This window comes from Variovorax sp. 10L426 (assembly GCF_056395305.1).
Map to the genome: position 1 here is coordinate 1 of NZ_JBFTJF010000027.1, position 21,725 is coordinate 21,725.

The 21,725-nt window shown below is 64.3% G+C and carries 22 protein-coding genes; 16 read left to right on the top strand and 6 right to left on the bottom strand.

All coding sequences use genetic code 11. The features are described 5' to 3' along the window. Positions 1-476: 476 nt before the first annotated feature. Entirely contained in the window at positions 477-2,372 is a 1,896-nt protein-coding gene (locus tag AC1DHL_RS27225) for an ATP-binding cassette domain-containing protein (protein WP_478105022.1), read from the top strand. Positions 2,373-2,445: 73 nt separating this feature from the next. Beyond that, the gene (locus AC1DHL_RS27230; protein ID WP_478164031.1) at positions 2,446-4,194 is read left to right on the top strand and encodes a phospholipase D family protein; all 1,749 of its coding nucleotides are present in this window, start codon (positions 2,446-2,448) and stop codon (positions 4,192-4,194) included. Between the two features lie 16 nt (positions 4,195-4,210). Here the strand turns inward: AC1DHL_RS27230 and AC1DHL_RS27235 are convergent, their stop codons facing one another. Continuing rightward, positions 4,211-5,638 carry an aminotransferase-like domain-containing protein gene (locus tag AC1DHL_RS27235; protein WP_478164032.1) on the bottom strand — a complete coding sequence of 476 codons (1,428 nt, stop codon included), beginning with the start codon at positions 5,636-5,638 and terminating at the stop codon, positions 4,211-4,213. 101 nt (positions 5,639-5,739) lie between these two features. Here AC1DHL_RS27235 and AC1DHL_RS27240 point away from each other — a divergent pair, with 101 nt between their 5' ends. From AC1DHL_RS27240 to AC1DHL_RS27285, 10 genes are all read left to right on the top strand, one after another. Continuing rightward, entirely contained in the window at positions 5,740-6,339 is a 600-nt protein-coding gene (locus AC1DHL_RS27240) for a LysE family translocator (protein WP_478105026.1), read from the top strand. Further along, a complete protein-coding gene (locus AC1DHL_RS27245; protein WP_478105028.1) occupies positions 6,336-7,268 on the top strand; it encodes a DMT family transporter in 933 nt (310 codons plus the stop codon). The genes AC1DHL_RS27240 and AC1DHL_RS27245 overlap by 4 nt, the downstream gene beginning before the upstream one ends. Before the next feature lie 27 nt (positions 7,269-7,295). Next, positions 7,296-8,510, top strand: coding sequence for an aminotransferase-like domain-containing protein (locus AC1DHL_RS27250; RefSeq protein ID WP_478164033.1), 1,215 nt, complete (start codon positions 7,296-7,298; stop codon positions 8,508-8,510). A 25-nt stretch (positions 8,511-8,535) separates the two neighbouring features. After that, positions 8,536-9,177 (top strand): glutathione S-transferase family protein, encoded by a 642-nt coding sequence (locus AC1DHL_RS27255; protein WP_478105031.1) that lies wholly within the window; start codon positions 8,536-8,538, stop codon positions 9,175-9,177. Positions 9,178-9,182: 5 nt separating this feature from the next. After that, the gene (locus AC1DHL_RS27260; RefSeq protein ID WP_478105032.1) at positions 9,183-10,085 is read left to right on the top strand and encodes a PhzF family phenazine biosynthesis protein; all 903 of its coding nucleotides are present in this window, start codon (positions 9,183-9,185) and stop codon (positions 10,083-10,085) included. 9 nt (positions 10,086-10,094) lie between these two features. Further along, entirely contained in the window at positions 10,095-10,781 is a 687-nt protein-coding gene (locus AC1DHL_RS27265) for a VOC family protein (protein WP_478164034.1), read from the top strand. A 2-nt stretch (positions 10,782-10,783) separates the two neighbouring features. Beyond that, positions 10,784-11,416 (top strand): LysE family translocator, encoded by a 633-nt coding sequence (locus AC1DHL_RS27270; RefSeq protein ID WP_478164035.1) that lies wholly within the window; start codon positions 10,784-10,786, stop codon positions 11,414-11,416. Beyond that, positions 11,416-12,381: a threonine dehydratase gene (locus AC1DHL_RS27275; protein WP_478164036.1), complete on the top strand. Its 966-nt coding sequence runs from the start codon at positions 11,416-11,418 to the stop codon at positions 12,379-12,381. Before AC1DHL_RS27270 ends, AC1DHL_RS27275 begins: the two co-directional genes overlap by 1 nt. Positions 12,382-12,472: 91 nt before the next feature. Then, positions 12,473-13,114 (top strand): response regulator, encoded by a 642-nt coding sequence (locus AC1DHL_RS27280; RefSeq protein ID WP_478105036.1) that lies wholly within the window; start codon positions 12,473-12,475, stop codon positions 13,112-13,114. Positions 13,115-13,183: 69 nt separating this feature from the next. Then, complete coding sequence (locus tag AC1DHL_RS27285; RefSeq protein WP_478164037.1) at positions 13,184-13,858, top strand: histidine phosphatase family protein; 675 nt, start codon at positions 13,184-13,186, stop codon at positions 13,856-13,858. On the opposite strand, the gene cutA is transcribed toward AC1DHL_RS27285, so the two are convergent. The 3 genes from cutA to AC1DHL_RS27300 are packed head-to-tail and all read right to left on the bottom strand — an operon-like array spanning position 13,849 to position 14,830. Next, positions 13,849-14,181: a divalent-cation tolerance protein CutA gene (gene cutA, locus AC1DHL_RS27290; RefSeq protein ID WP_478164038.1), complete on the bottom strand. Its 333-nt coding sequence runs from the start codon at positions 14,179-14,181 to the stop codon at positions 13,849-13,851. The genes AC1DHL_RS27285 and cutA overlap by 10 nt on opposite strands. Positions 14,182-14,205: 24 nt before the next feature. Then, the gene (locus AC1DHL_RS27295; RefSeq protein ID WP_478164039.1) at positions 14,206-14,547 is read right to left on the bottom strand and encodes a hypothetical protein; all 342 of its coding nucleotides are present in this window, start codon (positions 14,545-14,547) and stop codon (positions 14,206-14,208) included. Between the two features lie 37 nt (positions 14,548-14,584). After that, a complete protein-coding gene (locus AC1DHL_RS27300) occupies positions 14,585-14,830 on the bottom strand; it encodes a GlsB/YeaQ/YmgE family stress response membrane protein (protein ID WP_478105042.1) in 246 nt (81 codons plus the stop codon). A gap of 126 nt (positions 14,831-14,956) precedes the next feature. Here AC1DHL_RS27300 and AC1DHL_RS27305 point away from each other — a divergent pair, with 126 nt between their 5' ends. Further along, positions 14,957-15,586: a YbhB/YbcL family Raf kinase inhibitor-like protein gene (locus tag AC1DHL_RS27305; RefSeq protein WP_478105043.1), complete on the top strand. Its 630-nt coding sequence runs from the start codon at positions 14,957-14,959 to the stop codon at positions 15,584-15,586. A gap of 20 nt (positions 15,587-15,606) precedes the next feature. Here the strand turns inward: AC1DHL_RS27305 and AC1DHL_RS27310 are convergent, their stop codons facing one another. Continuing rightward, on the bottom strand, positions 15,607-16,425 hold the full coding sequence (locus AC1DHL_RS27310; protein WP_478164040.1) for a creatininase family protein: 819 nt from the start codon (positions 16,423-16,425) through the stop codon (positions 15,607-15,609). A gap of 24 nt (positions 16,426-16,449) precedes the next feature. After that, on the bottom strand, positions 16,450-17,802 hold the full coding sequence (locus AC1DHL_RS27315; protein WP_478164041.1) for a PQQ-dependent sugar dehydrogenase: 1,353 nt from the start codon (positions 17,800-17,802) through the stop codon (positions 16,450-16,452). Positions 17,803-17,899: 97 nt separating this feature from the next. Here AC1DHL_RS27315 and AC1DHL_RS27320 point away from each other — a divergent pair, with 97 nt between their 5' ends. The 3 genes from AC1DHL_RS27320 (at position 17,900) to AC1DHL_RS27330 (ending at position 21,674) form a co-directional block, all read left to right on the top strand. Continuing rightward, positions 17,900-18,643, top strand: coding sequence for an alanyl-tRNA editing protein (locus AC1DHL_RS27320; RefSeq protein WP_478164042.1), 744 nt, complete (start codon positions 17,900-17,902; stop codon positions 18,641-18,643). Between the two features lie 115 nt (positions 18,644-18,758). Continuing rightward, a complete protein-coding gene (locus tag AC1DHL_RS27325; RefSeq protein WP_478164048.1) occupies positions 18,759-20,888 on the top strand; it encodes a protein-disulfide reductase DsbD family protein in 2,130 nt (709 codons plus the stop codon). Between the two features lie 96 nt (positions 20,889-20,984). Then, on the top strand, positions 20,985-21,674 hold the full coding sequence (locus AC1DHL_RS27330) for a thioredoxin family protein (RefSeq protein WP_478105049.1): 690 nt from the start codon (positions 20,985-20,987) through the stop codon (positions 21,672-21,674). Positions 21,675-21,725 lie beyond the last annotated feature (51 nt).

Sequence of the window (21,725 nt, forward strand, 5' to 3'; positions counted from 1 at the left end):
CAGCGAAGCCCTCTATTATTACACGCTTTTCAGAAGATCTGAAAAACTTTTTAAGCTTTTCTTTTCCCCCCTCCGCTCACCTCAACCTCGCTCCGAAGAACTCCTTCGAGATCCGTGTTTAGCGGAGCCTGCGATTATGACACGGTTTTTTAAAACCAGTCAAACCCTAGGGTTTTTGCTTCTTCGACCACTACTCTCAATCCGCTCCGAAGTGAGGCAGTCAGTCAATTCAGCTGAGCTTTCGATTATGCAGTGTTTTTTCAAACAACCTTCACATCGACTGCGCATTTTTCGACCTACTTGGCTCTTCCCCATGTAAGAGGGAAATCACCTGAACCGCCTTCGCGCTTTCAGCCGAGCCCACGAGTATATGCCATCCTTCGTCGCCTAGCGGAAGGCCATCCAGACTTGCGCATCGTCACTTCACTGCTGGCACAGGGATAGAGCGAGTTCCCCAATCCGATAATCCACTCCACATGGCACTCATCACTCTTCTCGATGCCCAACTGGCATTCGGCCACGTCCCGCTGTTGGATCATGCGGACTTCTCTCTCATTGAATCTGAACGCATCGGGCTGATCGGCCGCAATGGTGCCGGCAAGTCTTCGCTTCTCAAGATTCTCGGCGGACTGGAGAGACCCGACGATGGGACGCTTCAGGTTCAACAAGGACTGCGAGTCACTTACGTCGCGCAAGAGCCATCACTCGACATGGAGGCCAATGTCTTCACGGCCGCGAGTGCGGGCCTCGCCAACGTGATCGCCATTCGGGATCAATACTTGTCCGGTGCGCCCGGCGTCGATCTCGACGCGCTCCAGTCACAGATCGAGGCATTCGACGCTTGGAACTGGGAGCAGCGCGTCAACGAGACGCTGCACCGGCTGCATCTGGACGGGGCGGCACAGGTCGGCTCGCTTTCCGGCGGCACACGTAAACGCGTGGCGCTCGCGCAGGCACTCGTTGCGGCGCCTGCCGTATTGCTTCTCGACGAGCCGACCAATCACCTTGACCTCGACTCGATTGAATGGCTCGAACAACTGTTGATCGACTTCAAGGGAAGCGTGGTGACCATCACGCACGACCGGAGCTTTCTCAACCGAGTCGCCACGCGCATCGTGGAACTGGACCGAGGCAAACTGAGTTCTTATCCCGGCAACTTCGAGCAGTATCTGATTCAGAAAGAGGAGCAACTCGCGCAGGAAGCGGTGATCAACGCCAAGGCCGACAAACTGCTCGCCCAGGAAGAAATATGGATCCGCAAAGGCGTCGAGGCCCGCCGAACACGGAGCCAGAGCCGAATCGGCCGGCTCGAAGCACTCCGCGCCAATCGCGCTGCCAGGCGGGAGGTACTGGGGAGCGTCAACATGGACGTCTCATCGGGCCAAAACAGCGGGAAGATCGTTGCCGAATTGACCGACGCATCCAAGGCTTTCGGCGACAAGAAGGTGATCCGCGGATTCACCGGCACGATCCTGCGCGGTGACAAGGTCGGCATCCTCGGTCCCAATGGCGCCGGCAAGACGACACTGCTGAAGCTGATCCTCGGCGAACTGGAGCCCGACAGCGGGAAGATCCGCCGTGGAACCAACGTGCAGGTGGCCTACTTCGACCAGATGCGCAATGCACTCAACCTCGACGCGACACTGGAGGACTTCATCAGCCCCGGCAGCGAATGGATCGAGATCGGCAGTCAGCGCAAGCACGTCAAGAGCTACCTTGCCGACTTCCTGTTTTCGCCTGCACGTGCCCATTCACCCGTGCGTTCGCTCAGTGGCGGAGAACGCAATCGGCTGCTGCTGGCACGCTTGTTCGCGCGCCCGGCCAATGTGCTGGTTCTGGACGAGCCGACCAATGACCTCGACATCGACACGCTCGAGCTCCTCGAAGATTTGCTCCAGAACTACGACGGGACCGTATTCCTCGTCAGTCACGACCGAACCTTCCTCGATAACGTAGTCACGAGCACGATCGCGTTCGAAGGCGACGGCCGCTGGCGCGAATATGAAGGCAGCGTGCAGGATTGGCTGACCCAATCGAAGCGCGCACGAGAGATTGCCGAACAACGCGCCGCCGCGGTTGCGCCGGCACCTGCAGCACCGCCGCCCGCCTCTGCCGCACCTCAACGTACCGGAGCAAGGAAGAAGCTCAGCTACAAGGAACAGCGCGAACTCGAATTGCTCCCAACGCAAATCGCCTCCCTGGAGGAGGAGCAGAAACGCATCACCGAGATGCTGGAGTTGGACGGGGGCGCCATCTACGCGAACGATTCATCGCGGGCAGCCGAACTTGGCGAACGCCACGCCCGCATCGACGAGGAGTTGCTGGCGGCGCTCGAACGCTGGGAAGAACTCGGCGCTTTGGGCCCGGGTTAACGGCGTTCTTGTCTGACGCGTGGCAGCCGGCGGCCGCGCTTAGGATGCGCCGTCTAGGCTCTCCTGATGCTGCATGCCCTCATTCGTAACGCTTCGACGATCTGCCGCGACGGCCCTTCGCTTTTGCGTCGCATGCGGCCTTGCCTACTGCTTGTCCGCCTGCGCCGAGTTGCCGCAAGACGTTCAACGGCCGGTCTCGACCGCCCTGGCATCACCGACGGAGACGCCTTTGGCGGTGCTCGTGAAGCAACGCCGGGATGCTGCGGCAACCCGCTTCGACTCCGGCTTCCTGCTGATCGATGGACCTCAGGCCGCGTATGGAAGCAGACTGGCCCTGGTCCAGGGCGCGCAAAAGACGCTGGACCTCCAGTACTACGCGATCCACGCCGACGCCAGCACCGCCCGCTTGCTCCTGGGGGTGCGCGATGCAGCGCGGCGTGGCGTGCGTGTTCGCATCCTGCTCGACGACTTCCACAGTACCGGTCGCGATGCTCGTGTGATGCGGCTTGCCTTCGAGCCCAACATCGAAATGCGGATGTTCAATCCGCTGACCGGCGCGAGAGCATCGACTCTGGGACGCCTTGTGAGTTCGCTCGATGATGCATCGCGCGTCCAGCAGCGGATGCACAACAAGCTCTTCATCGCGGACAACGTCATTGCCGTTACCGGCGGCCGCAACCTTGGAGATGCCTACTTCGGCAACGACAAGAGCGCAAATTTCATCGATCTCGACGTGTTGGTGGCAGGACGCATCGTGCAGGACTTGTCGCGCAGCTTCGACGCCTACTGGAACAACGATCGCGCCTATCCGGTGCAATCACTCGTCTCGCGGGACGAACTCAACAAGATTCGCGATCAGGCACGGGCGGCCGACAAGGCAGAGCGCGAACGCGCGGCGTCCGGCGCCGCACCGCCTGAAAAAGCCAGTGGCCCTGCCCCGACGGCCGAACAGCGCGCCCATGCCTGGGACGAGAAGCCCATGGAGTTTCGCGATGCGACCTTTGTGTGGGCCCCCGCGGTCGTGCTGGTCGACAAGCCGGGCAAGATCCCTTTGGACGGAGCCAGTGCTGGGAACGCGGGCGCTCCGAACAAGGCTCCCGGCCTCGTGGTGATCGGCAAGGCGGGACGATCCCCTCAGGTGCGCGCGAACAATTCGATCGATGCTGCAGCCCATGCGGCCCAAGATGGCGACACCGTCGTCGAAGGGCTTCTGCAACTGATCGGCCTCGCCCGACGCGACCTGCTGATCATTTCCCCCTACTTCGTCCCTGGCCCCGACATGATTCGAGCCTTCGCCGCTGCGCGAGCGCGCGGCGTCAGCATCCGGGTGCTCACGAACTCCCTCGCATCGAACGACGCGCCCGTCGCTCATGTGGGCTACGCGCGGCATCGCGAGGAGCTACTCGCGTTGGGCGTCGAACTCTACGAACTGCGCAGCGAGCAAGCAGGTCTGAGCAGCGCCTTCGGGGCGGGAAGCAACGTCTCCGGTGAATCACGTTCGATGCTCCATTCGAAGGTGCTGGTCATGGATGGCCAGCTTCTGGTGGTCGGCTCGATGAATCTCGATCTGCGCTCGCAATTGCAGAACACCGAAATCGCAGTGCTGATTCGCAGCAACGCGCTTTCGCAGATCGCGACTGACAAGATCGAGGCGGTGTTGCACGAGGGCGCGTGGCATGTCGAGCGGCGCGACGGCCAGCTTGTCTGGCGGGCGCCGCAAGGTAGTGGACTGGCCGACGTCACTTCCGAGCCCGATACCAGCGCCGGCCTTCGTCTGCTGCTCAGGATATTCGGGCCGCTCGCGCCGGACAAACTGCTCTGACCGCCGACCCCGGCGTCTAGACCTGGTCCCTCACTCGCGTGAACACCCTCCAGAACCCTGCATCCTGGCCGGTGGCGAAATTGATTCTCATCAGGGTGGTCGGAGGGCGCCTCGCATGAAACAGCGAACCGGGCGCGATCAGATAGCCCTCGTCGAGCATGCGCTGCGTCAATACATCGGTATCGACACCCGTGTCGAGCCACCCGAATAGTCCTGCCGGCTCCGACGCCAGCGTGCATCCCGCACCCAGCGCAAGCTTGACGGTACGGCCGCGCGCCCCGTCGAGGCGCAGTCGAATGCGCTCCGCGTGTCGGCGCAGTTGGCCTTGATCGATACACCACGCCAACGCGCGCTCGAACAAAGAGGGCGTGGTCAAGGTCGCGATCAGCTTGGTTTCGAGAAGACGCCCGACCATTTCTGATGAAGCCGCAAGGAAACCAATGCGCCAGTTGGGCGCGAGAATCTTCGCGAACCCGCTGACATAAATGGTTCGCTGCAAGCCGTCGAGCGCGCAGAGACGAGTCGCGTGCTCGGGCGCGAGATGGCTGTACGTGTCGTCCTCGACGATATGGAAATCATGCTTGTTCGCCAGCTGAAGCACGCGGTGGGCGCTGCCCGGCGACAGGCTGTACCCCGTCGGGTTGTGCAGCACGCTGACACTCACGAACAGCTTCGGCCTATGGCCTTCGCCAGCGCTGCAATAGCGCTCCATGACGTCCAGATCCGGGCCGTCGGCATGGCGTGGGACAGGCAGGATACGCATGCCTAGCGCTTCCAGTCTCGCGAACTCGAGCGCCCAGCCCGGCTCCTCGACCATCACGGGATCGCCCGGCCGCAACAAGGTCCGGCTGACGATGTCGAGTGCATGCGTGGCGCCGACCGTTGTCACAATCTGCTCGGGTCCCGCAGGCACATTGATGCGCGCGAGCTTGGTGGCCAGGCTGCGCCGCAAACCACTGTCCCCGGCGGGCTCGCCGTATTGCAGCGAGAACTCCTGCAGCGCCTTGGTATTCGTCACGCGGCGCACTGCGGCAGGCATGAATGTCGACTCCAGCCAATCGGGCGGAAAGACGCCCATGCCCGGCTGCGGTTTGTCGCTGGGCCGATGGAACATGCCACGGATCAGCATGCTGGCATCGGCCGCCACCGTCTGCGCCGGCGGTTGCTGAGCGACGAAGGTCATGCTCAGTGATGCGGCCCCGGTAGTCGCCGCAGCCGAATCACGGACATAGAAACCCTTTTGGCGGCGCGCCTCGACAAGTCCCTGCGCAAGGAGCTGGTCATAGGCCGCAACCACCGTGTGCGGACTCACGCCCTGCTGGCGCGCGCATTCACGCACGGACGGCAGGCGCGCTCCCGGCGCCAGCAACCGGTTCCGGATGCGTTCGGCAAATCGGTCGGCGAGTTGGCCAGTCAGCGACTGGGTGGAGGTTCGTGTCAGCATGCGATCCGGGTTCTGTGTCGATCCTGAGACCAATACAGATTTAAAACATGTTCGAAAATCTGTACCGGAACTGTAATGGTCATCAGTTTAAAGTGTGGCCCATGAACTGGCAAGAATTCACCGCGCTGCTGGTACTGGCCACGGCGATGAGTTTCTCGCCCGGCCCTAACACCACGCTCTCTACGGCACTGGCAGCCAACGGCGGCCTGCCGCGCGCCATGCGCTTCGTGATTGCCGTCCCTGTGGGCTGGACGCTTCTTCTGATGCTCTGTGCGGCAGGCGTCGGGGCACTCGTGGTGGCCGCGCCGTCGCTGCGATGGGTCATCAAGGCGCTCGGCATCGTCTATCTGCTATGGCTTGCGTGGAAGCTCAGCGGCAGCGCCTCGCTCGCTCAGTCGAATGGCGAGCAACTCAGCGTCGGCTTCAAGCAGGGGGTTCTGCTTCAATTCCTCAACATCAAGGCGTGGCTGCTGGCGTTGACGCTGGTCGCAGGCTGGATCGCCGGTCAGCCCGATGCGCTGCACCGCTTCGCCATCGTGGCACCGGTCATGCTGGTCTACGCCTTCGCCAGCAACTTCAGCTATGCACTGGCTGGCGCGTTGCTGCGCAACTGGCTGGCGCAGGGCCGACGACTGCTGTGGTTCAACCGCGGCATGGCGGCTGTGCTCGTGCTCACCGCCTGGTGGATGGTCGGCGTATGAAGATCAAGGACGAAGCACTTGGCATGTGGCTCGGCGTGCTGGGCGTCGCGTTCTTCGCGGTGACATTGCCAATGACGCGGCTCGCCACGGGTACGCAGGCGGCACCGCAGCTTTCGCCCTGGTTCTTGACGCTGGGCCGCGCCGCTCTGGCCGGCGTCCTGTCTGTGATCTTCCTCCTGAGTACCCGGGCTCCCTTGCCGCGGCCGCATCAGTGGAAGGCACTGGCAATAGCGGTCATGGGCAATGCGATCGGCTTTCCGCTGCTGTTGGCCTATGCACTGCGCGTGGTCACCGCAAGCCACGCAGCCGTAGTCACGGCGCTCTTGCCGCTCGTGACGGCGGCGTGTGCGGCCTGGGTGCTGCACCAGCGAGCCAGGCTGGGCTTCTGGCTTTGCGCCATCGCAGGCAGTGGTCTGGTGGTGGTCTTTTCACTGCTGCGCGCGAACAACCAGGGCGCCAGCTTTGGGTTCGAATGGGCCGATGTGCTTCTGGTCGGAGCCGTGTTCGCAGCCTCGCTAGGCTACATCTACGGGGCGCAGGTCACGCCCGCACTGGGTGCCGAACGGGTCATCTGCTGGGTCTGCGTGCTGGCATTGCCGGTGACGCTGCCCGGAACGCTGTTGCTCTGGCCGCAACAGCCGGTGGCTGCGTCCGCTTGGGTCGGCTTTGTCTACGTCGGGGTGTTCTCGATGTGGGTCGGCTTCTTCGCCTGGTACCGCGGCTTGGCGATGGGTGGCGCGTTGCGCGTCAGCCAGACGCAATTGCTGCAACCTTTTCTTTCCATCCTCGCCGCCATTCCCCTGTTGGGCGAGCCGCTCGATATCGTTACGCTCGGCTTTGCTGCCGCGGTGGTCGCCACCGTGGTCGCGGGGAAGAAGCTTTCGCAACCGCGGGCCCCTGCTGCTCTCGCCGCTGCTGCTTCGCGATAGCGATTCATACATTCACGGAGTCATGACATGAACTGGAAACTCGCCGCCCGCGCCGAAAAGATGAATCCTTCGGTGATTCGCGAAATTCTCAAGGTGACCGAACGCCCCGGCATCATCAGTCTCGCCGGCGGCCTGCCGTCGCCGAAGACTTTTCCGATCAGCGCCTTCGCCGAGGCCTGTGCCGAAGTTCTGCACAAGGACGGTCAGGCTGCCCTGCAATACGCGGCCAGCGAAGGTTACGGCCCCCTGCGCGAAGCGGTCGCCGAAATGCTGCCCTGGAGCGTGGACCCCGCGCAGGTGCTGATCACGACCGGATCGCAACAAGGGCTGGATCTGATCGCCAAGGTGCTGCTCGATCCCGGCAGCCGTGTGCTGGTCGAGACGCCGACCTACCTCGGCGCGCTGCAGGCCTTCTCGCCGATGGAGCCCGAACCGGTCAGTGTCGCGAGCGACGACGACGGCGTGGTGGTCGACGACCTGGTCGCCAAGTCGAAGGACGCACGATTCGTCTACCTGCTGCCCAATTTCCAGAATCCCACCGGCCGCACGATGACCGAGGAACGCCGCGCGGCGGTTTCGGCCGCTGCGGCAAAGGTCGGCCTGCCCATCGTCGAGGACAACCCCTACGGCGAACTCTGGTTCGACGAAGCGCCGCCATTGCCGCTCACAGCGCGCAACCCCGACGGCTGCATCTATCTCGGTTCGTTCTCGAAGGTGCTGGCACCCGGCCTGCGACTCGGCTTTCTGGTGGCGCCCAAGGCCATCTATCCAAAGTTGCTGCAGGCCAAGCAGGCTGCCGATCTGCACACGCCGAGCTTCAACCAGCGCATGGTGTCGGAAGTGATGCGGGAAGGCTTCCTGAGTCGCCACGTGCCGACAATTCGCGCGCTCTACAAGGGCCAGCGCGATGCCATGCTCGCCGCACTCACGCGCGAAATGAAGGGCTTGCAGGTCGAATTCAACAAACCGGCCGGCGGCATGTTCCTGTGGCTGCGTCTGCCCGAAGGCATGAACAGCGTCGAGCTGCTGCCCAAGGCGGTCGAACGCGGCGTGGCATTCGTTCCGGGCCTGCCCTTCTACGCCGGCGAAGGCGATCCGCGCACGATGCGTCTGTCTTTCGTGACGGCGAGCGTCGACGAAATCGACACGGCCATCACAGCGCTGGCCGAAGCAGTTCGCGAGCAGCTTGCGCACAACGCGGCGGCTGAGGTCCAGCGTCAGTTGGCCGGCAGCCCCACCTGAGATAGCCTCGCAAAGGTACTCCGACATGCTCAACATCTGGGGACGCATCAGCTCCATCAATGTACGCAAGGTGGTCTGGTGCGCGCAGGAACTCGGCCTCGACTTCCAGCGCACCGAGGCCGGCGGGAAATTCGGCGTGGTCCAGACGCCCGAATACCTCCGGCTGAATCCGAATGCGCTGGTACCGGCCATCGACGACGGCGAGGGCGAGGACCGCGTCATCCTCTGGGAATCGAACGTGATCGTGCGCTACCTCTGCGCCAGGCACTCCATGGGGAAGCTTTATCCCGAACCTCTTGCTCAGCGTTTCGATGCCGAGCGGTGGATGGACTGGCAGCAGACCACGTTGAATCCGGTGAGCGGCGGCGCGTTCAAGCAATGGATCCGGACGTCGGCATCCCAGCGACAGCCCGAGGTGATCGAGTATTCGGTTCGTGCGACGGAGCCCCTGTTCGCGCTGCTGGATGCCCATCTCGCCACGCGCGCCTACATGCTCGGCGATCAGTTCACGATGGCCGACATCCCGGTCGGCTGCGAAGCGCACCGCTGGTTCGGTCTGCCGCAAACCGAATACACGCGTCCGTCCTGGCCCCATGTCGAGCGATGGTTTGCCGATCTGCGCAGCCGGACGGGCGCACGCGGCGTGCTCGACCTTCCGCTTGAATGACACCGATGAAAACCCGCCCGTTCAAACAAGTCGACGTCTTCACGTCGGCGCCCTACTTCGGCAATCCCCTCGCGGTCGTGCTCGACGGCACCGGACTCGACGACGAGACGATGCAACGCTTCGCGGCGTGGACGCATCTTTCCGAAACCACTTTTCTGCTGCCCCCCACCGAGCCCACGGCCGACTACCGTGTGCGCATCTTCACGCCGGGTGGCGAGTTGCTCTTCGCGGGTCATCCAACACTCGGTAGCTGTCACGCGTGGCTGCAGGCCGGTGGAAAACCCAAAGCCGGCAACCGCATCGTGCAGCAGTGCGAAAGCGGACTGGTGCCTATCCATCGCGACGGTGATCGCCTGACCTTCGCCGCGCCACCGATGCGGCGCAGCGCGCCCAGCCCGACGATGCTGGCGAAGGTGGCAGGAGCGCTCGGCATCCGAGCCCCACAGATCGTCTCGTCGCAGCTGCTGGACAACGGCACCGTCTGGCTTGGCCTTTTGTTGAACGATGCAGACACCGTGCTCGCGTTGAAGCCCGACCATCGCGCGCTGCACGAACTCGGCCACAAGATCGGCGTCGCCGGCATCTCTGCCAGTGAATCGCCCCAGTTGATCACGCGCTCGAATCGCGAAGCACGTGCCTTCTCGCGGTCCGAAGAGTCGGCCGCCGGCATTGAAGTACGCGGTTTTGCGGCGCCGGTAGGCATCGAGGAAGACCCGGTCACCGGAAGCTTCAACGCCAGTCTCGCCCAATGGTTGATCGCTGACGGCCACATGCCCGAACGCTACGTTGCGACCCAAGGCCAGGTCCTGGGCCGCGACGGGCGTGTCCATGTGATGCGCGACAGCGACGGCCAGGTGTGGGTCGGCGGCGACTCGGTCACTTGCATCGACGGGAGCGTGACGCTCTAGGTTTCCACCATGAAAGCGCGAATCGACCATTTGGTGATCGCGGCCCACGCCCTCGAAGAGGGTGTGCGGTGGTGCGAGGCAACCTTCGGTGTCGCGCCCGGCCCCGGCGGCGCGCACCCCCAAATGGGCACGCACAACCGCTTGATGAAGATCGCAACGGCGGATTCGCCGCGCATCTATCTGGAAATCATCGCGATCGATCCCGCTGCACGATCGACGCGGCCCACTGGCCAACAGCGATGGTTCGACCTCGACGACGCGGCATTGCAAGCGACGCTGGCGCGTGATGGGCCCCGACTGGTGCACTTCGTGGCGGAAGTTCAAGACATCGATGCCGCCGTCCAGGCCCTGAATCAAGAGCGGCTCGACCGCGGCCACGTGATCGAGGCGTCGCGCGATACGGTGGCCGGTCGCCTGTCGTGGCAAATCACCGTCCGCGACGATGGTCAGCGACTTTTCTACGGCGCATTGCCGACACTGATCCAGTGGGGCCCCGTTCACCCCAGCGACAGCATGACTGAATCCGGCGTCACGCTGCGTTCGCTGAGTCTTGCGCATCCGCGTTCAATGGATCTCGGCACCGCCCTTCGCGCAATCGGCCTTTCCGGCGTGTCGCTGGTCAACGGCCCTCCCGATCTTCATGCCGTGTTCGACACACCGCACGGCACCGTCACGCTTCACTCCCGAGGAATTTGATCATGCTGACTGGCTCCGAACTCGCCTGGTTCACCGTCGCCGCGCTCTTGCTGGTGCTGACGCCCGGCCCCAACATGATCTACTGCGTCTCGCGCGCCCTTTGCCAAGGCCGTGCTGCCGGGCTGATTTCGCTAGCCGGCGTGCTGCTCGGATTCCTGGTGCACCTGATGGCGGCGGCGCTTGGCCTCACCGCGCTGTTGATCGCCGTCCCCTTCGCATTCGATACGATCCGCCTGCTCGGTGCCGCCTACCTTCTGTGGCTCGCCTGGCAAGCGTTGAAGCCCAACGGCACTGCGCCCTTCGAGGCGCGGCTGCTGCCGCACGATCGGCCGGCAAAGCTCTTCAGCATGGGCTTTCTGACCAACGTGCTGAACCCCAAGGTGGCGATGTTCTACCTGTCCTTTTTCCCGCAGTTTCTGCATCCGGACCGCGGTTCGGTGCTGCTGCAGAGCCTGGCGCTGGGTGCCGTGCAGATCCTCGTGAGCGGCGGGATCAACGCGCTTTTGGTTTTGGGTGCGGCGAGCATCACGGCCTTTCTTTCGAAGAGCAAGGGCTGGCTCCTCGCGCAACGGTACGTGATGGGCAGCGTTCTCGGTGCGCTCGCGGTTCGCATCGCACTGATGGATCGCAAGTGATGAGGTTCAGCCGCGAAGAGATCGAATCCGCGTTGCATACCGTCCATGCGGCGATGCCGCCGACGCCACAGTACGCCTGGCCGCTGCTCGCGCAGCGCCTGGAGTGCACGGTCTGGACGAAGCACGAGAACCACACGCCCACCGGCGCTTTCAAGCTTCGTGGCGGGCTCACCTTTTTCGAGACACTGGCGCGCGAACACCCCGAAGTACGGCACGTCGTCAGCGCCACGCGCGGGAACCACGGGCAATCGGTCGGCTTCGCCGCTCAGCGTTACGGCATCGCCGCCACCATCGTGGTGCCCCATGGGAACTCGGTCGAGAAAAACGCCGCAATGCGAGCGCTGGGCGTGACGCTCGTTGAGCACGGCGACGAATTCCAGACAGCGAGCGAACACGCCGCCCTCCTGGCCGAACGCGACGGGATGTACCGCATCCCGTCCTTTCATCGTGAACTCGTGCGTGGCGTGGCAACCAGCTGGGTCGAATTCTTCGAGGCGCTGGCGCCTGCACCGCCGGATGTTCTCTTCTTGCCGATCGGCCTGGGTTCCGGATTCGCCGGTGCCGCGGCCGCCCGTGCGCATTGCGGCGTCTCCACCCGGCTGATTGGCGTCGTCTCGTCTCACGCGACGGCTTATCTCGACTCGTTTCGAGCCGGAACGGTGCTCGAGGCGCCCGTCAGCACCCTTCTGGCAGACGGCATGGCGTGCCGCACGCCGGTCCCGGAGGCGCTGGACGTGCTGCGGCGCGAGGCCGACGACATCGTCTCTGTCAGCGATGACGAAATCGCCGTGGCGATGCGAACTCTTTTTACCGACACCCACAACGTGGCGGAGGGCGCAGGCGCAGCGGCCCTGGCTGCCGCGATGCAGCAGCACGAGCGTTGGCGCGGCAAGACGGTCGGCATCGCGTTGTCAGGCGGCAACGTCGATGCATCCGTGTTCGCGGACGTCATCGCCGGGTCCTGATCAGGCGCTGTGCCCGCACTCGGGCATACTTCCTCTGACTGACAGCGGTACTACAATTTCCGCTCCAACCTTCAACCAACATTGGATCGCCATGAAGAAGCGCGTCATCGTCGCTGACGACCATCCAATCATCAGGGCCGGCGTGCGAATGGTGTTGAAGGACGCCCTGGACGTCAATGTCATCGCGGAAGCTGATTCGCCTGAGGCGCTGTTGGCGGTGCTGAGCGAGACACCCGCCGATTTGCTGATCACCGATTTTTCGATGCCGAGCGCCGAGGAGGCCGACGGCCTCGGGCTCGTTCAACGCATCCGCCGCCTGTATCCCGACCTGCCGATCATCGTGCTCACCATGATGAGCAACGTAGGCGTGCTCGGGGCCATCCTTGCCACCGGCGTGCGCGGCCTGATCGACAAGTCCGCGGGGATGAACGAGATATCCATTGCAGTCCAGGCCGTAGGGCAAGGCCGGGACTACGTCAGCACCACATTTCGGCAAAGCCTTCTGCAAAGCCAATTCAATTCCGAAGCGGGCGCATCGGCGCGTCTTTCGCCACGCGAGGGCGAGGTTCTTCGACTCTTCGCTTCCGGCCTGACGGTGTCTGCCATCGCAGAGCGCCTTTCACGCAGCGTGAAGACAGTCAGCCGCCAAAAGTCCGATGCCATGGCCAAGCTCGGCCTCAAGAGTGATCTTGAAATCTACGTCTTTGCGCGCGAGCACAACCTGATCTCCTGAGCCGGATCAGCCCCTCGGCGGTCACCCCGGTGACGCGAAGATTCGGCGCCCCTTGTCAGAATCAGCCGCATGGGAACCCTTTATCTCGTGCGCCATGGACAAGCCAGCTTCGGCGCGGCCGACTACGACAACCTGAGCGAACTGGGCAAGAAGCAGTCGGTTCGCCTCGGCGAATACTGGCGTGAGCGCGGCATGCAGTTCGACGCCGTCATCACCGGCACCTTGAAGCGCCATCGGCAAACCTGGGAAGGCATCGCCGAGGGATTGGGATTGAAGCGCGACGACGTCCTGCCCTGGCCCGGCTTGAACGAATACGACAGCGAGGCGGTGATCGCGACCATCCATCCGGGCAAGCTGGAGCGAGCCGACACGCCTGAGATGTACCGGCACCATTTCCGCCTGTTGCGCCAGGGACTGGACAGCTGGATGCAAGGCCGGACCGCGCCAGTGGGCATGCCGAGTTATGTCGACTTCCTGGCCGGCGTCACCAGCGCGTTGGACCACATTCGCAACCACCACCACGGCACGAAGGTGCTGGTGGTGTCGAGCGGCGGCCCGATCAGCACTGCGGTCGGTCACGTGCTGGGGACGAGTTCCGCAACGACGATCGAGCTGAACCTGCGCATGCGCAACTCTTCCGTCACGGAGTTCGCGTTCACGCCCAAGCGCCACATGCTGGTGACCTACAACACTCTACCGCACCTCGACGGGCCGACCTACGAAGACTGGGTGACCTACTCCTGAGCGGGCAGGACGCAGCCCGCTTCGACCCAGCCCAGATAGTCGGCCGATCCGCCAGCGATCGGTACTCGGATGATCTCCGGCGTCTCGTAGCTGTGACGTTCACGGATGAAGGCCTCGAGCGCCGCGTAGCGCGCGTCGACCGTCTTGATGTGGAGCACCCATTCGGGTTCGCGATGCAGCGCGTCCTGCCAGATGTAGAGGCTTCGAACACGTTGGATCTGAACGCAGGCCGCCAGGCGCGCCTCGACGATTTCCGCCGCCAATGTTTCGGCTTCGTCTTCGGTGCCGAGGCTCGTCATCACGATGCAAAAGGCGGTATTCATGCGCACCTCCATGGGCCCCCATCCCTACCCCTGCCAAACGCCGTATCCGGCCTCGCGCAGTGCAATGCCGAGTTCGACCTCCATGTCACGCACAGCCTCGTAGGGCATGGGGTTGTACATCGCATAGAGGGCCGGCAGCAAACGCAATCCGTGATCGCGAACGAAGCCATTGGCCTGGATGCCTGCCTTGTGCTTGTCGAAGCGTACGTCCGGATCGAGACCTGTCATTCCGACATAAACGAAGGGCATGCCGAGCTTGTAATCGGGATTGGCGCGTCGAAACCGCGCCGCGTTCCAGACTCGGTCGTCAAGCTCGACCACGTACACATGGTGGTGATGGCGACTTCGTGTCTTGCGAACCGGCATGTCCTGAGTCCAATGGCGGTGTCGCCGCCGCGCCAACTCACTTGCGTTTGATCAGGCCGTAGAGGAACAACAGCACGATCGCGCCGAGTACCGAGGCGATGAATCCCGCCCCCTGCCCCGCCGTGTACCACCCCATGGCCTGCCCCACATAGGTTGCGATCAGCGAGCCGGCGATGCCGATCAGCGTGGTCACGATGAAGCCGGCCGAGTCGTCGCCGGGTTTGATGGCGCGCGCCACAAGGCCCGCGACAAAGCCAATCAGAATGGTCCAAACGATGCTCATAGGATTCCTTGGCTGGAGTGGCTGAAGTGGCGCCCGCCGACGAAAGTGACGGTGGGGTTTTCATGATAGCGCCCGTGTCCCGCGGCGTCCTACACACGTTTCATCGCACGAGCGCTATATAGACGGATGCTCGAAAAACTCCCCGATGCGATCGGGCACGCACTGCACGACGTGCGGGCCGGCCTCGACCAGGTCGCGTTCAATACGCTGGGCCTGCGCCAGGGCATGGCGTCGATCAAGGTCGCGAGCCTTGCCTTCGCCGACCACGCACCGTTGCCGTCGCGCTATACGGCCGACGGCGAGGGCGAGTCGCCTCCGCTGCACTGGCTCGACGTTCCGACGGCTTCAGTCTCGCTGGTGCTGCTGGTGGAGGACGCGGACTCGCCGACGCCCCATCCCCTGGTCCATGCCATCGCGGTCGATCTGCCGGGTGCCGATGGGGGGTTGCCTGAAGGCGCGCTTTCGCGTGACGATGACGAAGGCACGGTGGTCCATGCGGGCCTCAACTCCTATCTTCAGGCGACGTGGTTGCCACCCGATCCGCCGCCGGGCCATGGTGTGCATCGCTACGCGTTCCAGATCTTCGCGCTGGGGGCCGCGCATGAGTTTTCGGCAACACCGGGCCGTGACGAAATCTTCGACGCGCTGAAAGCGCATGCAATCGCGAGCGGCTTGCTCATCGGCACCTGCGAGCGGCCCGACGGCTCCATCAAGATCAAGGATTTCGCGCCGACAGGCCCTTTGGCCGCAGGCTGAAATTCGTTGACTTTACGCCTTCAAGGCAACGGCTCGGTGTTTGCCGTCGTCAACGGCAGACGCGCCACTTCGGCCAACAGGGCGGCGAGTTGCCCGGCGGCCGCATCGATCAGCGCCTGGCCCTTTTCCGCGGTCGCCGCGGCGGCGTTGCCGGCGGCGCCTTCGGGGTTGTAGTCCTCCATCGCCCAACCCAGCTTGGCGCTCCGGCCGTTGCCGAGGATCGAATAGTCGGCAGCGCGCTGGCGCGAGGTTGAGTCGAAATCGCGGGCTGCTTCCATGGCGACGTGATCGGGCGCGAGGGCCAGCATCATCGAGGTCTCCATCTCCCCGGCATGGACGCCGAAGCGGTGCTCGTCGGCGCTGAACTGCGCGCCGGCATCGCCGAGCGGCAAGTTGAACCAGCTCGCGCTGTAGACAATGAGACCGTGCGTCGCCCGCAGTTCGCGCGCAACGATGTCCATGGCGCCGACGTGCCCCCCGTGGGCATTGAAGAGCACCAGCTTTCTGACGCCGGCACGCGCCACGCCCGCGCCGATCTCGCTCCAGAGCCGGATCAGCGTCTCGGACGACAAGGTCAGGGTGCCGGCAAAGCGCGCATGCTCCGGGCTCAGGCCAACCTGCTGGGTCGGCAGGAAAAGCACCGGCAGGTCGGCGGGCAGCAGCGGAAGCGCAGCCGCCACGATGCCATCCACCAGGGTCGAGTCCACGCAGAGCGGCAGATGCGGACCATGCTGTTCCGTTGCCCCGAGCGGCAGCACCGCGACGGTCGTCGCCGGATCGAGCGCGCGAAAGTCGCGCGTCGTGAGTCGAGACCAGAAGCGGCTGGCGGGGGCTTTCATCCGGGCGATCTTAGTGCCCCGGAGTCATTTCTTCCTGGCGACCCGCCACACCGCGTTGCCGACGTCGTCTGCCACCAGAAGCGCGCCGCTCTGGTCCAGCGCGACGCCGACCGGCCGCCCCTGGGCTTTCTCGTCGGCATTCAGAAAGCCGGTGAGGAAGTCGACCGGCGGCCCGCTGGGACGACCGCCAGTGAAGGGCACGAACACAACCTTGTAACCGGCAAGTGGTTTGCGATTCCAGGACCCATGCTCGCCGACAAACGCCCCGCTGGCGAACTGCGCGGGCATCCCGCGCGGGCTCGAGAAGGCGATTCCCAGAGGTGCCCGGTGCGAGCCGAGGGCGTAGTCCGGGGCGATGGCTTTGGCGACCATGTCCGGCCGCTGCGGAATCACGCGAGCATCGACGTGGCCGCCGTAATAGCTCCACGGCCAGCCATAAAACGCGCCATCCTTCACCGAAGTGAGGTAATCCGGCACCAGATCGCTGCCGAGCTCGTCTCGCTCGTTGACGACCACCCACAGAGTCTGGGAATCTGGCTCCCACGCCGCCGCCACGGGGTTGCGCAGGCCGCCGGCAAAGAGGCGCTTCTGGCCGGTCTTCACATCGACTTCCCAGACCGCGGCACGCCCTTCCTCGGCCGGAATCCCGTTTTCACCGATGTTGCTGTTAGAGCCGACGGTGACATAGAGCTTCGAGCCGTCCCCGTTGGAGACGACGTCTTTCGTCCAATGATGATTGATGCCTGCCGGCAGATCGGTCACCCGCGTCGGTGTGGCCGCAATGCTCGTCTGGCCATCGGCATACGGCACCTTCACCAGCGCATCCGCATTTGCGATGAACAGTTCGTTGCCGACCAGGACCACGCCGAACGGCGAGTTGAGGTTTTCAATGAAGACCTGCCGCACGTCGGCCACGCCGTCGCCGTTGGTGTCTCGCAGCAGCGTGATCCGATTGGCGCTCGGCACGCCGGCGCCGGCGCGGTTCTGGACCACGTGCTGCACCTTCGCCCTGATGCGCGCAATCACTCCGTCTCCACCGTCATGGCTGCCCTCCGGCGCAGGCGGTTTGTTGCTCTCGACGACCAGGACGTCGCCATTGGGCAACGTGTAGACCATGCGGGGGTGGTCGAGCCCTCGGGCCAGCGCTGTCACCGCAAAGCCTTCGGGAGCAGTCGGGCCCGCGGTGTCCGTCCAGCCGATGGCCGGCGCGATCTTGAGCGTGGGAATCAGCGTCGTGACGGGCGCCGGCAATTCCGGTTTTGGGCCAATACCGGCGTCGGGCGGCAGTTTTGCGGCTTCGCCGCAGGCACTCAGCAAGATCGCGGCAGCCAGCGGGATGAGGGTGGCGCGGGCGGAAATACGGAGCATGGCGTTCATGGTTGTATCTTGATGCATTCCGCGCATCCGACTGTCGGCGACGGGCGCTTTTGGCCGTGGGCACACCCCGTCGTGGCGGCGCCGCTACCATCGGGCGATGACCGACGATCTTTTCCGCGCAGATGCCTATCTGCGCGAGTGCGAAGCCCGCGTCCTGCGCATCGAGGATGGTGGCATCGTGCTCGACCGTACCGTGTTCTATCCGCAAGGCGGCGGCCAGGCCGGCGACAGCGGCTGGCTGGCACTCGGCGACGGACGCCGACTCGCAATCGCCGACACGCGCAAGGCCAAGGATGCCGAGGGCAAGCCGACCGACGACATCCTGCATGTGCCGTCGACCGAACAGTCCGAAATCCTGGACATGTTGAAGCCCGGCGACACGGTGGCAGCACAGATCGACTGGGAACGCCGCCACAAGCTGATGCGCTTCCACACCGCGACCCATCTGCTGTGCCACCTGGTGCCGCAGCCAGTCAACGGCTGCTCGATCACGCCCGAGTACGCGCGGCTGGATTTCCACATGACCGAGCCGCTGGACAAGGAGGCGCTCACGGCCGGGCTGGCGCGCCTGGTCGCCGCCGGACATCCACTCGCGGTAGGCGCGATCACCGACGCCGAACTGGATGCCAACCCAGCCCTGGTCAAGAGCATGAGCGTGCAACCACCGCGCGGAACCGGCACCGTCCGGACGATCCGGATCGGCGAAGCCGAGCAGATCGACTTCCAGCCCTGCGGTGGAACGCACGTCGCCAATACGCGCGAAATCGGCGCCGTCGTCGTGACCAAGATCGAGAAGAAAAGCGCCAACAGCCGGCGCGTGGTGCTCGGATGGGCGACCTGATTTCCTCCCGGAACTTCGCCCTGAACACCCGCTCGGACTGACCGGCATGGCATTTTTCTACTCTCCACGTCTCGCGGCCCTTGGGTTCACAGCGCTTTCAGCGCTCGCCGTCAGCATGCCGGCGACGGCGCAGTTGGCTTCCAAGGTCGGTTCGTTCGTCACGACACCCCATGTGCGCGCCGAACTGGTCGCTCATGCGCCCGACGGCGTCTCGGCCGGGGCACCGGTCTGGGTCGGGCTGCAGATCACGCACCAGCCCGAATGGCACACCTACTGGAAAAACGCAGGTGACTCCGGTCTCCCTACGGAGCTCGCGTGGTCGCTTCCGCCGGGCGTTTCAAACGGCGATATCGCCTGGCCGGTGCCGAGAAAAATTCCGATCGGCAATCTCGCCAACTACGGCTACGAGGGCACGGTGCTGCTGCCCGTGCCGCTCACGGTGGCCCCGGATTTCAAGCCTTCAGCCACGCTCACCGGCTCGGGCGAACTCGACGTCCGGCTCAAGGCATCCTGGCTTGTCTGCCGCAAGGAGTGCATCCCCGAAGAGGGCGAGTTCCAGCTCAAGTTGCCGCTTCAAAGTTCGACCGCCCTTCACAAGAGCGAATTCGAAGCGGCATGGGCAGCGCAGCCCGCCCCTCTCGCCAAGCCGGGCGAGATCGCCGTTGATGGCGACAAGCTGCAAGTTCGCCTCGAAGGCCTGCCGGCATCCGCTCACGGCAAGACGCTGGAATTCTTCCCTGAAACCGGCGAGGTCATCCGCACGTCGGCGGTTCTCGGAAAGGACTGGACGCAATCGTGGGAGGGCGGGACCTGGACCGCGACCGTGCCGCTCGCCGAGCAACGCAGCGCCAGCCCCACAGTGATGCCGGTCGTGGTCGCGCTCTCCGAAGCCGACCGGCAACCCGGCCAGCCTATAGCGTGGCGCGCCGAGGCCCCGGTCAGCGGCAATTGGCCCACAGGCGTCGCCAAGGCACAGGTTTCACCGGCCCTTCAGGCGGCCCTCGATGCCAACACCAGCGCGCCGTCACCGACGCGCCCTTCCGGATCGCTCGTCATTGCGCTGATCGGCGCCTTGCTGGGAGGCTTGCTCCTGAACCTCATGCCCTGCGTCTTTCCCGTGCTGGCCATCAAGGTTCTCAGCTTCACCCGGCATGCAGAAGATCAGCGAGGCCACCGCATGGCCGCGCTCGCTTATGCCGGCGGCGTGATCCTGTCCTGCCTCGCATTGGGCGGCGCGATGCTGGCGCTGCGCGCGGCGGGAACTCAGCTCGGCTGGGGTTTCCAGTTGCAGTCGCCCGCAGTCGTGGCGGCGCTAGCGGCGCTGTTCACGCTGATTGGCCTCAACCTCGCCGGCCTGTTCGAATTCGGCAACATCGCGCCGCCCTCGCTCGGCGCGGTGCAGGCGCGGCATCCCATGGTCAACGATTTCCTTTCCGGCGTGCTTGCGGTGGTGATCGCATCGCCTTGCACGGCGCCTTTCATGGGCGCGTCACTGGGTTTCGCGATCGGACTGCCCGCAGGGGAGGCGTTGCTGATGTTCGGCGTGCTCGGCTTCGGTCTGGCACTGCCCTATCTCGCCGCCGGTTTCGTTCCGGCCGTCGCGCGCCTGTTGCCGAAGCCGGGCGCGTGGATGGACACGCTGCGGCGCCTGCTCGCGTTCCCGATGTTCGCCACCGTCGCATGGCTGGTCTGGGTGCTGGGGCAGCAAAGCGGCATCGACGGCGCGGGCGCGCTGCTCGGCCTGCTGGTGTGCCTGGCCGCCATCGTGTGGGCGCTGACGCTGCAAGGCCGCACGCGAGTCGTGTTGACCAGTGTCGTCGTCGCAGCGACTGCCGCGCTGACCGTCGCAATCGGCGGAAATGTCGTCAGGACCGCCGAACCCGCCACCACCACCGCAGCCGCAGGCGAACGGTGGCAGCCCTGGTCCGTCGAGCGGGTGGCGGAAATCAACGCAGCCGGTCGCCCGGTGTTCGTGGATTTCACCGCAGCCTGGTGCGTGACCTGCCAATACAACAAGAGAAGCACGCTATCCGACGACGCCGTGCTCGCAGACTTCGAAACGAAGAACGTCGCGATGCTCCGCGCCGACTGGACGCGCCGCGACCCGGCCATCACCGCCGCGCTGATGGCCCTGGGACGCAGCGGCGTGCCCGTTTATGTGCTCCAGGCGCCCGGCAAGGCACCGGTCGTGTTGACTGAAATCCTGAGCAAGAATGAGGTGCGGGCGGCGCTGGCGGCGCTTTGACCACTACGGCCGTACGGGTTGTCACAAGCGGTTGAAGAATCCGTTCTAAGCTGTGGTGGTTGTTAAGTATTTATCCATTGGAGGTCAAAGCTGACCATGTCGCCATCGTCATCTTCAGAGTCCCGCTCCTATCGTGCCGCACGCCAGGCCAGAGCCGCCTTGAACCGCGCTTCGCGCCGTGCGGTCATGACCGCCGCTGTCGCGCTCGGCGCCACTTTCCTCATGACCCAGGCCATCGCGGCCCCCGCTGTCGGCCAGCAAGCTCCCGATTTCATCGCCGTCGACACCGCCGGCAAGCAGCACCGCCTCTCCGAATTTGCCGGCAAGTATGTGGTGCTCGAATGGACCAACCCCGGCTGCCCCTTCGTCCGCAAGCACTATGGCAGCGGGAACATGCCGGCCACCCAGAAGGCGGCAACGTCCAACGGCGTGGTCTGGCTGGCCATCAACTCGACAGAGCGCGCCGCGAGCGACTACCTGAAACCGCTGGCACTTGATGCCTGGATGCACGAACACGCGGCCGCACCGACCGCCGTTCTAATGGACGAAGACGGGGTGATCGGTCGGGCCTACGGTGCGCGCACGACGCCGCACATCTTCATCGTCGATCCCAAGGGGACGCTCGTCTACGCGGGCGGCATCGACAGCATCGCTTCGGCGCGACCGGACGACATCAAGACGGCCACCAACTACGTGAACCAGGCGCTGGGCGAAGTCTTCGACGGCAAGACGATCAGTGCCGCGACGACGCGTCCCTACGGCTGCTCGATCAAGTACAAGACCTGAGGTCGTCCTGAGTCCAGGGGCCTGCGGCCGTCCCCCTGCGACAATCGCAGG

What these genes read in the sequence shown, in the direction of transcription:
- AC1DHL_RS27225 (WP_478105022.1), top strand. Translation starts at nt 477, where the DNA reads ATGGCACTCATCACTCTTCTCGATGCCCAACTGGCATTCGGCCACGTC.
- AC1DHL_RS27230 (WP_478164031.1), top strand. Translation starts at nt 2,446, where the DNA reads ATGCCCTCATTCGTAACGCTTCGACGATCTGCCGCGACGGCCCTTCGC.
- AC1DHL_RS27235 (WP_478164032.1), bottom strand. Translation starts at nt 5,638, where the DNA reads ATGCTGACACGAACCTCCACCCAGTCGCTGACTGGCCAACTCGCCGAC.
- AC1DHL_RS27240 (WP_478105026.1), top strand. Translation starts at nt 5,740, where the DNA reads ATGAACTGGCAAGAATTCACCGCGCTGCTGGTACTGGCCACGGCGATG.
- AC1DHL_RS27245 (WP_478105028.1), top strand. Translation starts at nt 6,336, where the DNA reads ATGAAGATCAAGGACGAAGCACTTGGCATGTGGCTCGGCGTGCTGGGC.
- AC1DHL_RS27250 (WP_478164033.1), top strand. Translation starts at nt 7,296, where the DNA reads ATGAACTGGAAACTCGCCGCCCGCGCCGAAAAGATGAATCCTTCGGTG.
- AC1DHL_RS27255 (WP_478105031.1), top strand. Translation starts at nt 8,536, where the DNA reads ATGCTCAACATCTGGGGACGCATCAGCTCCATCAATGTACGCAAGGTG.
- AC1DHL_RS27260 (WP_478105032.1), top strand. Translation starts at nt 9,183, where the DNA reads ATGAAAACCCGCCCGTTCAAACAAGTCGACGTCTTCACGTCGGCGCCC.
- AC1DHL_RS27265 (WP_478164034.1), top strand. Translation starts at nt 10,095, where the DNA reads ATGAAAGCGCGAATCGACCATTTGGTGATCGCGGCCCACGCCCTCGAA.
- AC1DHL_RS27270 (WP_478164035.1), top strand. Translation starts at nt 10,784, where the DNA reads ATGCTGACTGGCTCCGAACTCGCCTGGTTCACCGTCGCCGCGCTCTTG.
- AC1DHL_RS27275 (WP_478164036.1), top strand. Translation starts at nt 11,416, where the DNA reads ATGAGGTTCAGCCGCGAAGAGATCGAATCCGCGTTGCATACCGTCCAT.
- AC1DHL_RS27280 (WP_478105036.1), top strand. Translation starts at nt 12,473, where the DNA reads ATGAAGAAGCGCGTCATCGTCGCTGACGACCATCCAATCATCAGGGCC.
- AC1DHL_RS27285 (WP_478164037.1), top strand. Translation starts at nt 13,184, where the DNA reads ATGGGAACCCTTTATCTCGTGCGCCATGGACAAGCCAGCTTCGGCGCG.
- cutA (WP_478164038.1), bottom strand. Translation starts at nt 14,181, where the DNA reads ATGAATACCGCCTTTTGCATCGTGATGACGAGCCTCGGCACCGAAGAC.
- AC1DHL_RS27295 (WP_478164039.1), bottom strand. Translation starts at nt 14,547, where the DNA reads ATGCCGGTTCGCAAGACACGAAGTCGCCATCACCACCATGTGTACGTG.
- AC1DHL_RS27300 (WP_478105042.1), bottom strand. Translation starts at nt 14,830, where the DNA reads ATGAGCATCGTTTGGACCATTCTGATTGGCTTTGTCGCGGGCCTTGTG.
- AC1DHL_RS27305 (WP_478105043.1), top strand. Translation starts at nt 14,957, where the DNA reads ATGCTCGAAAAACTCCCCGATGCGATCGGGCACGCACTGCACGACGTG.
- AC1DHL_RS27310 (WP_478164040.1), bottom strand. Translation starts at nt 16,425, where the DNA reads ATGAAAGCCCCCGCCAGCCGCTTCTGGTCTCGACTCACGACGCGCGAC.
- AC1DHL_RS27315 (WP_478164041.1), bottom strand. Translation starts at nt 17,802, where the DNA reads ATGAACGCCATGCTCCGTATTTCCGCCCGCGCCACCCTCATCCCGCTG.
- AC1DHL_RS27320 (WP_478164042.1), top strand. Translation starts at nt 17,900, where the DNA reads ATGACCGACGATCTTTTCCGCGCAGATGCCTATCTGCGCGAGTGCGAA.
- AC1DHL_RS27325 (WP_478164048.1), top strand. Translation starts at nt 18,759, where the DNA reads ATGCCGGCGACGGCGCAGTTGGCTTCCAAGGTCGGTTCGTTCGTCACG.
- AC1DHL_RS27330 (WP_478105049.1), top strand. Translation starts at nt 20,985, where the DNA reads ATGTCGCCATCGTCATCTTCAGAGTCCCGCTCCTATCGTGCCGCACGC.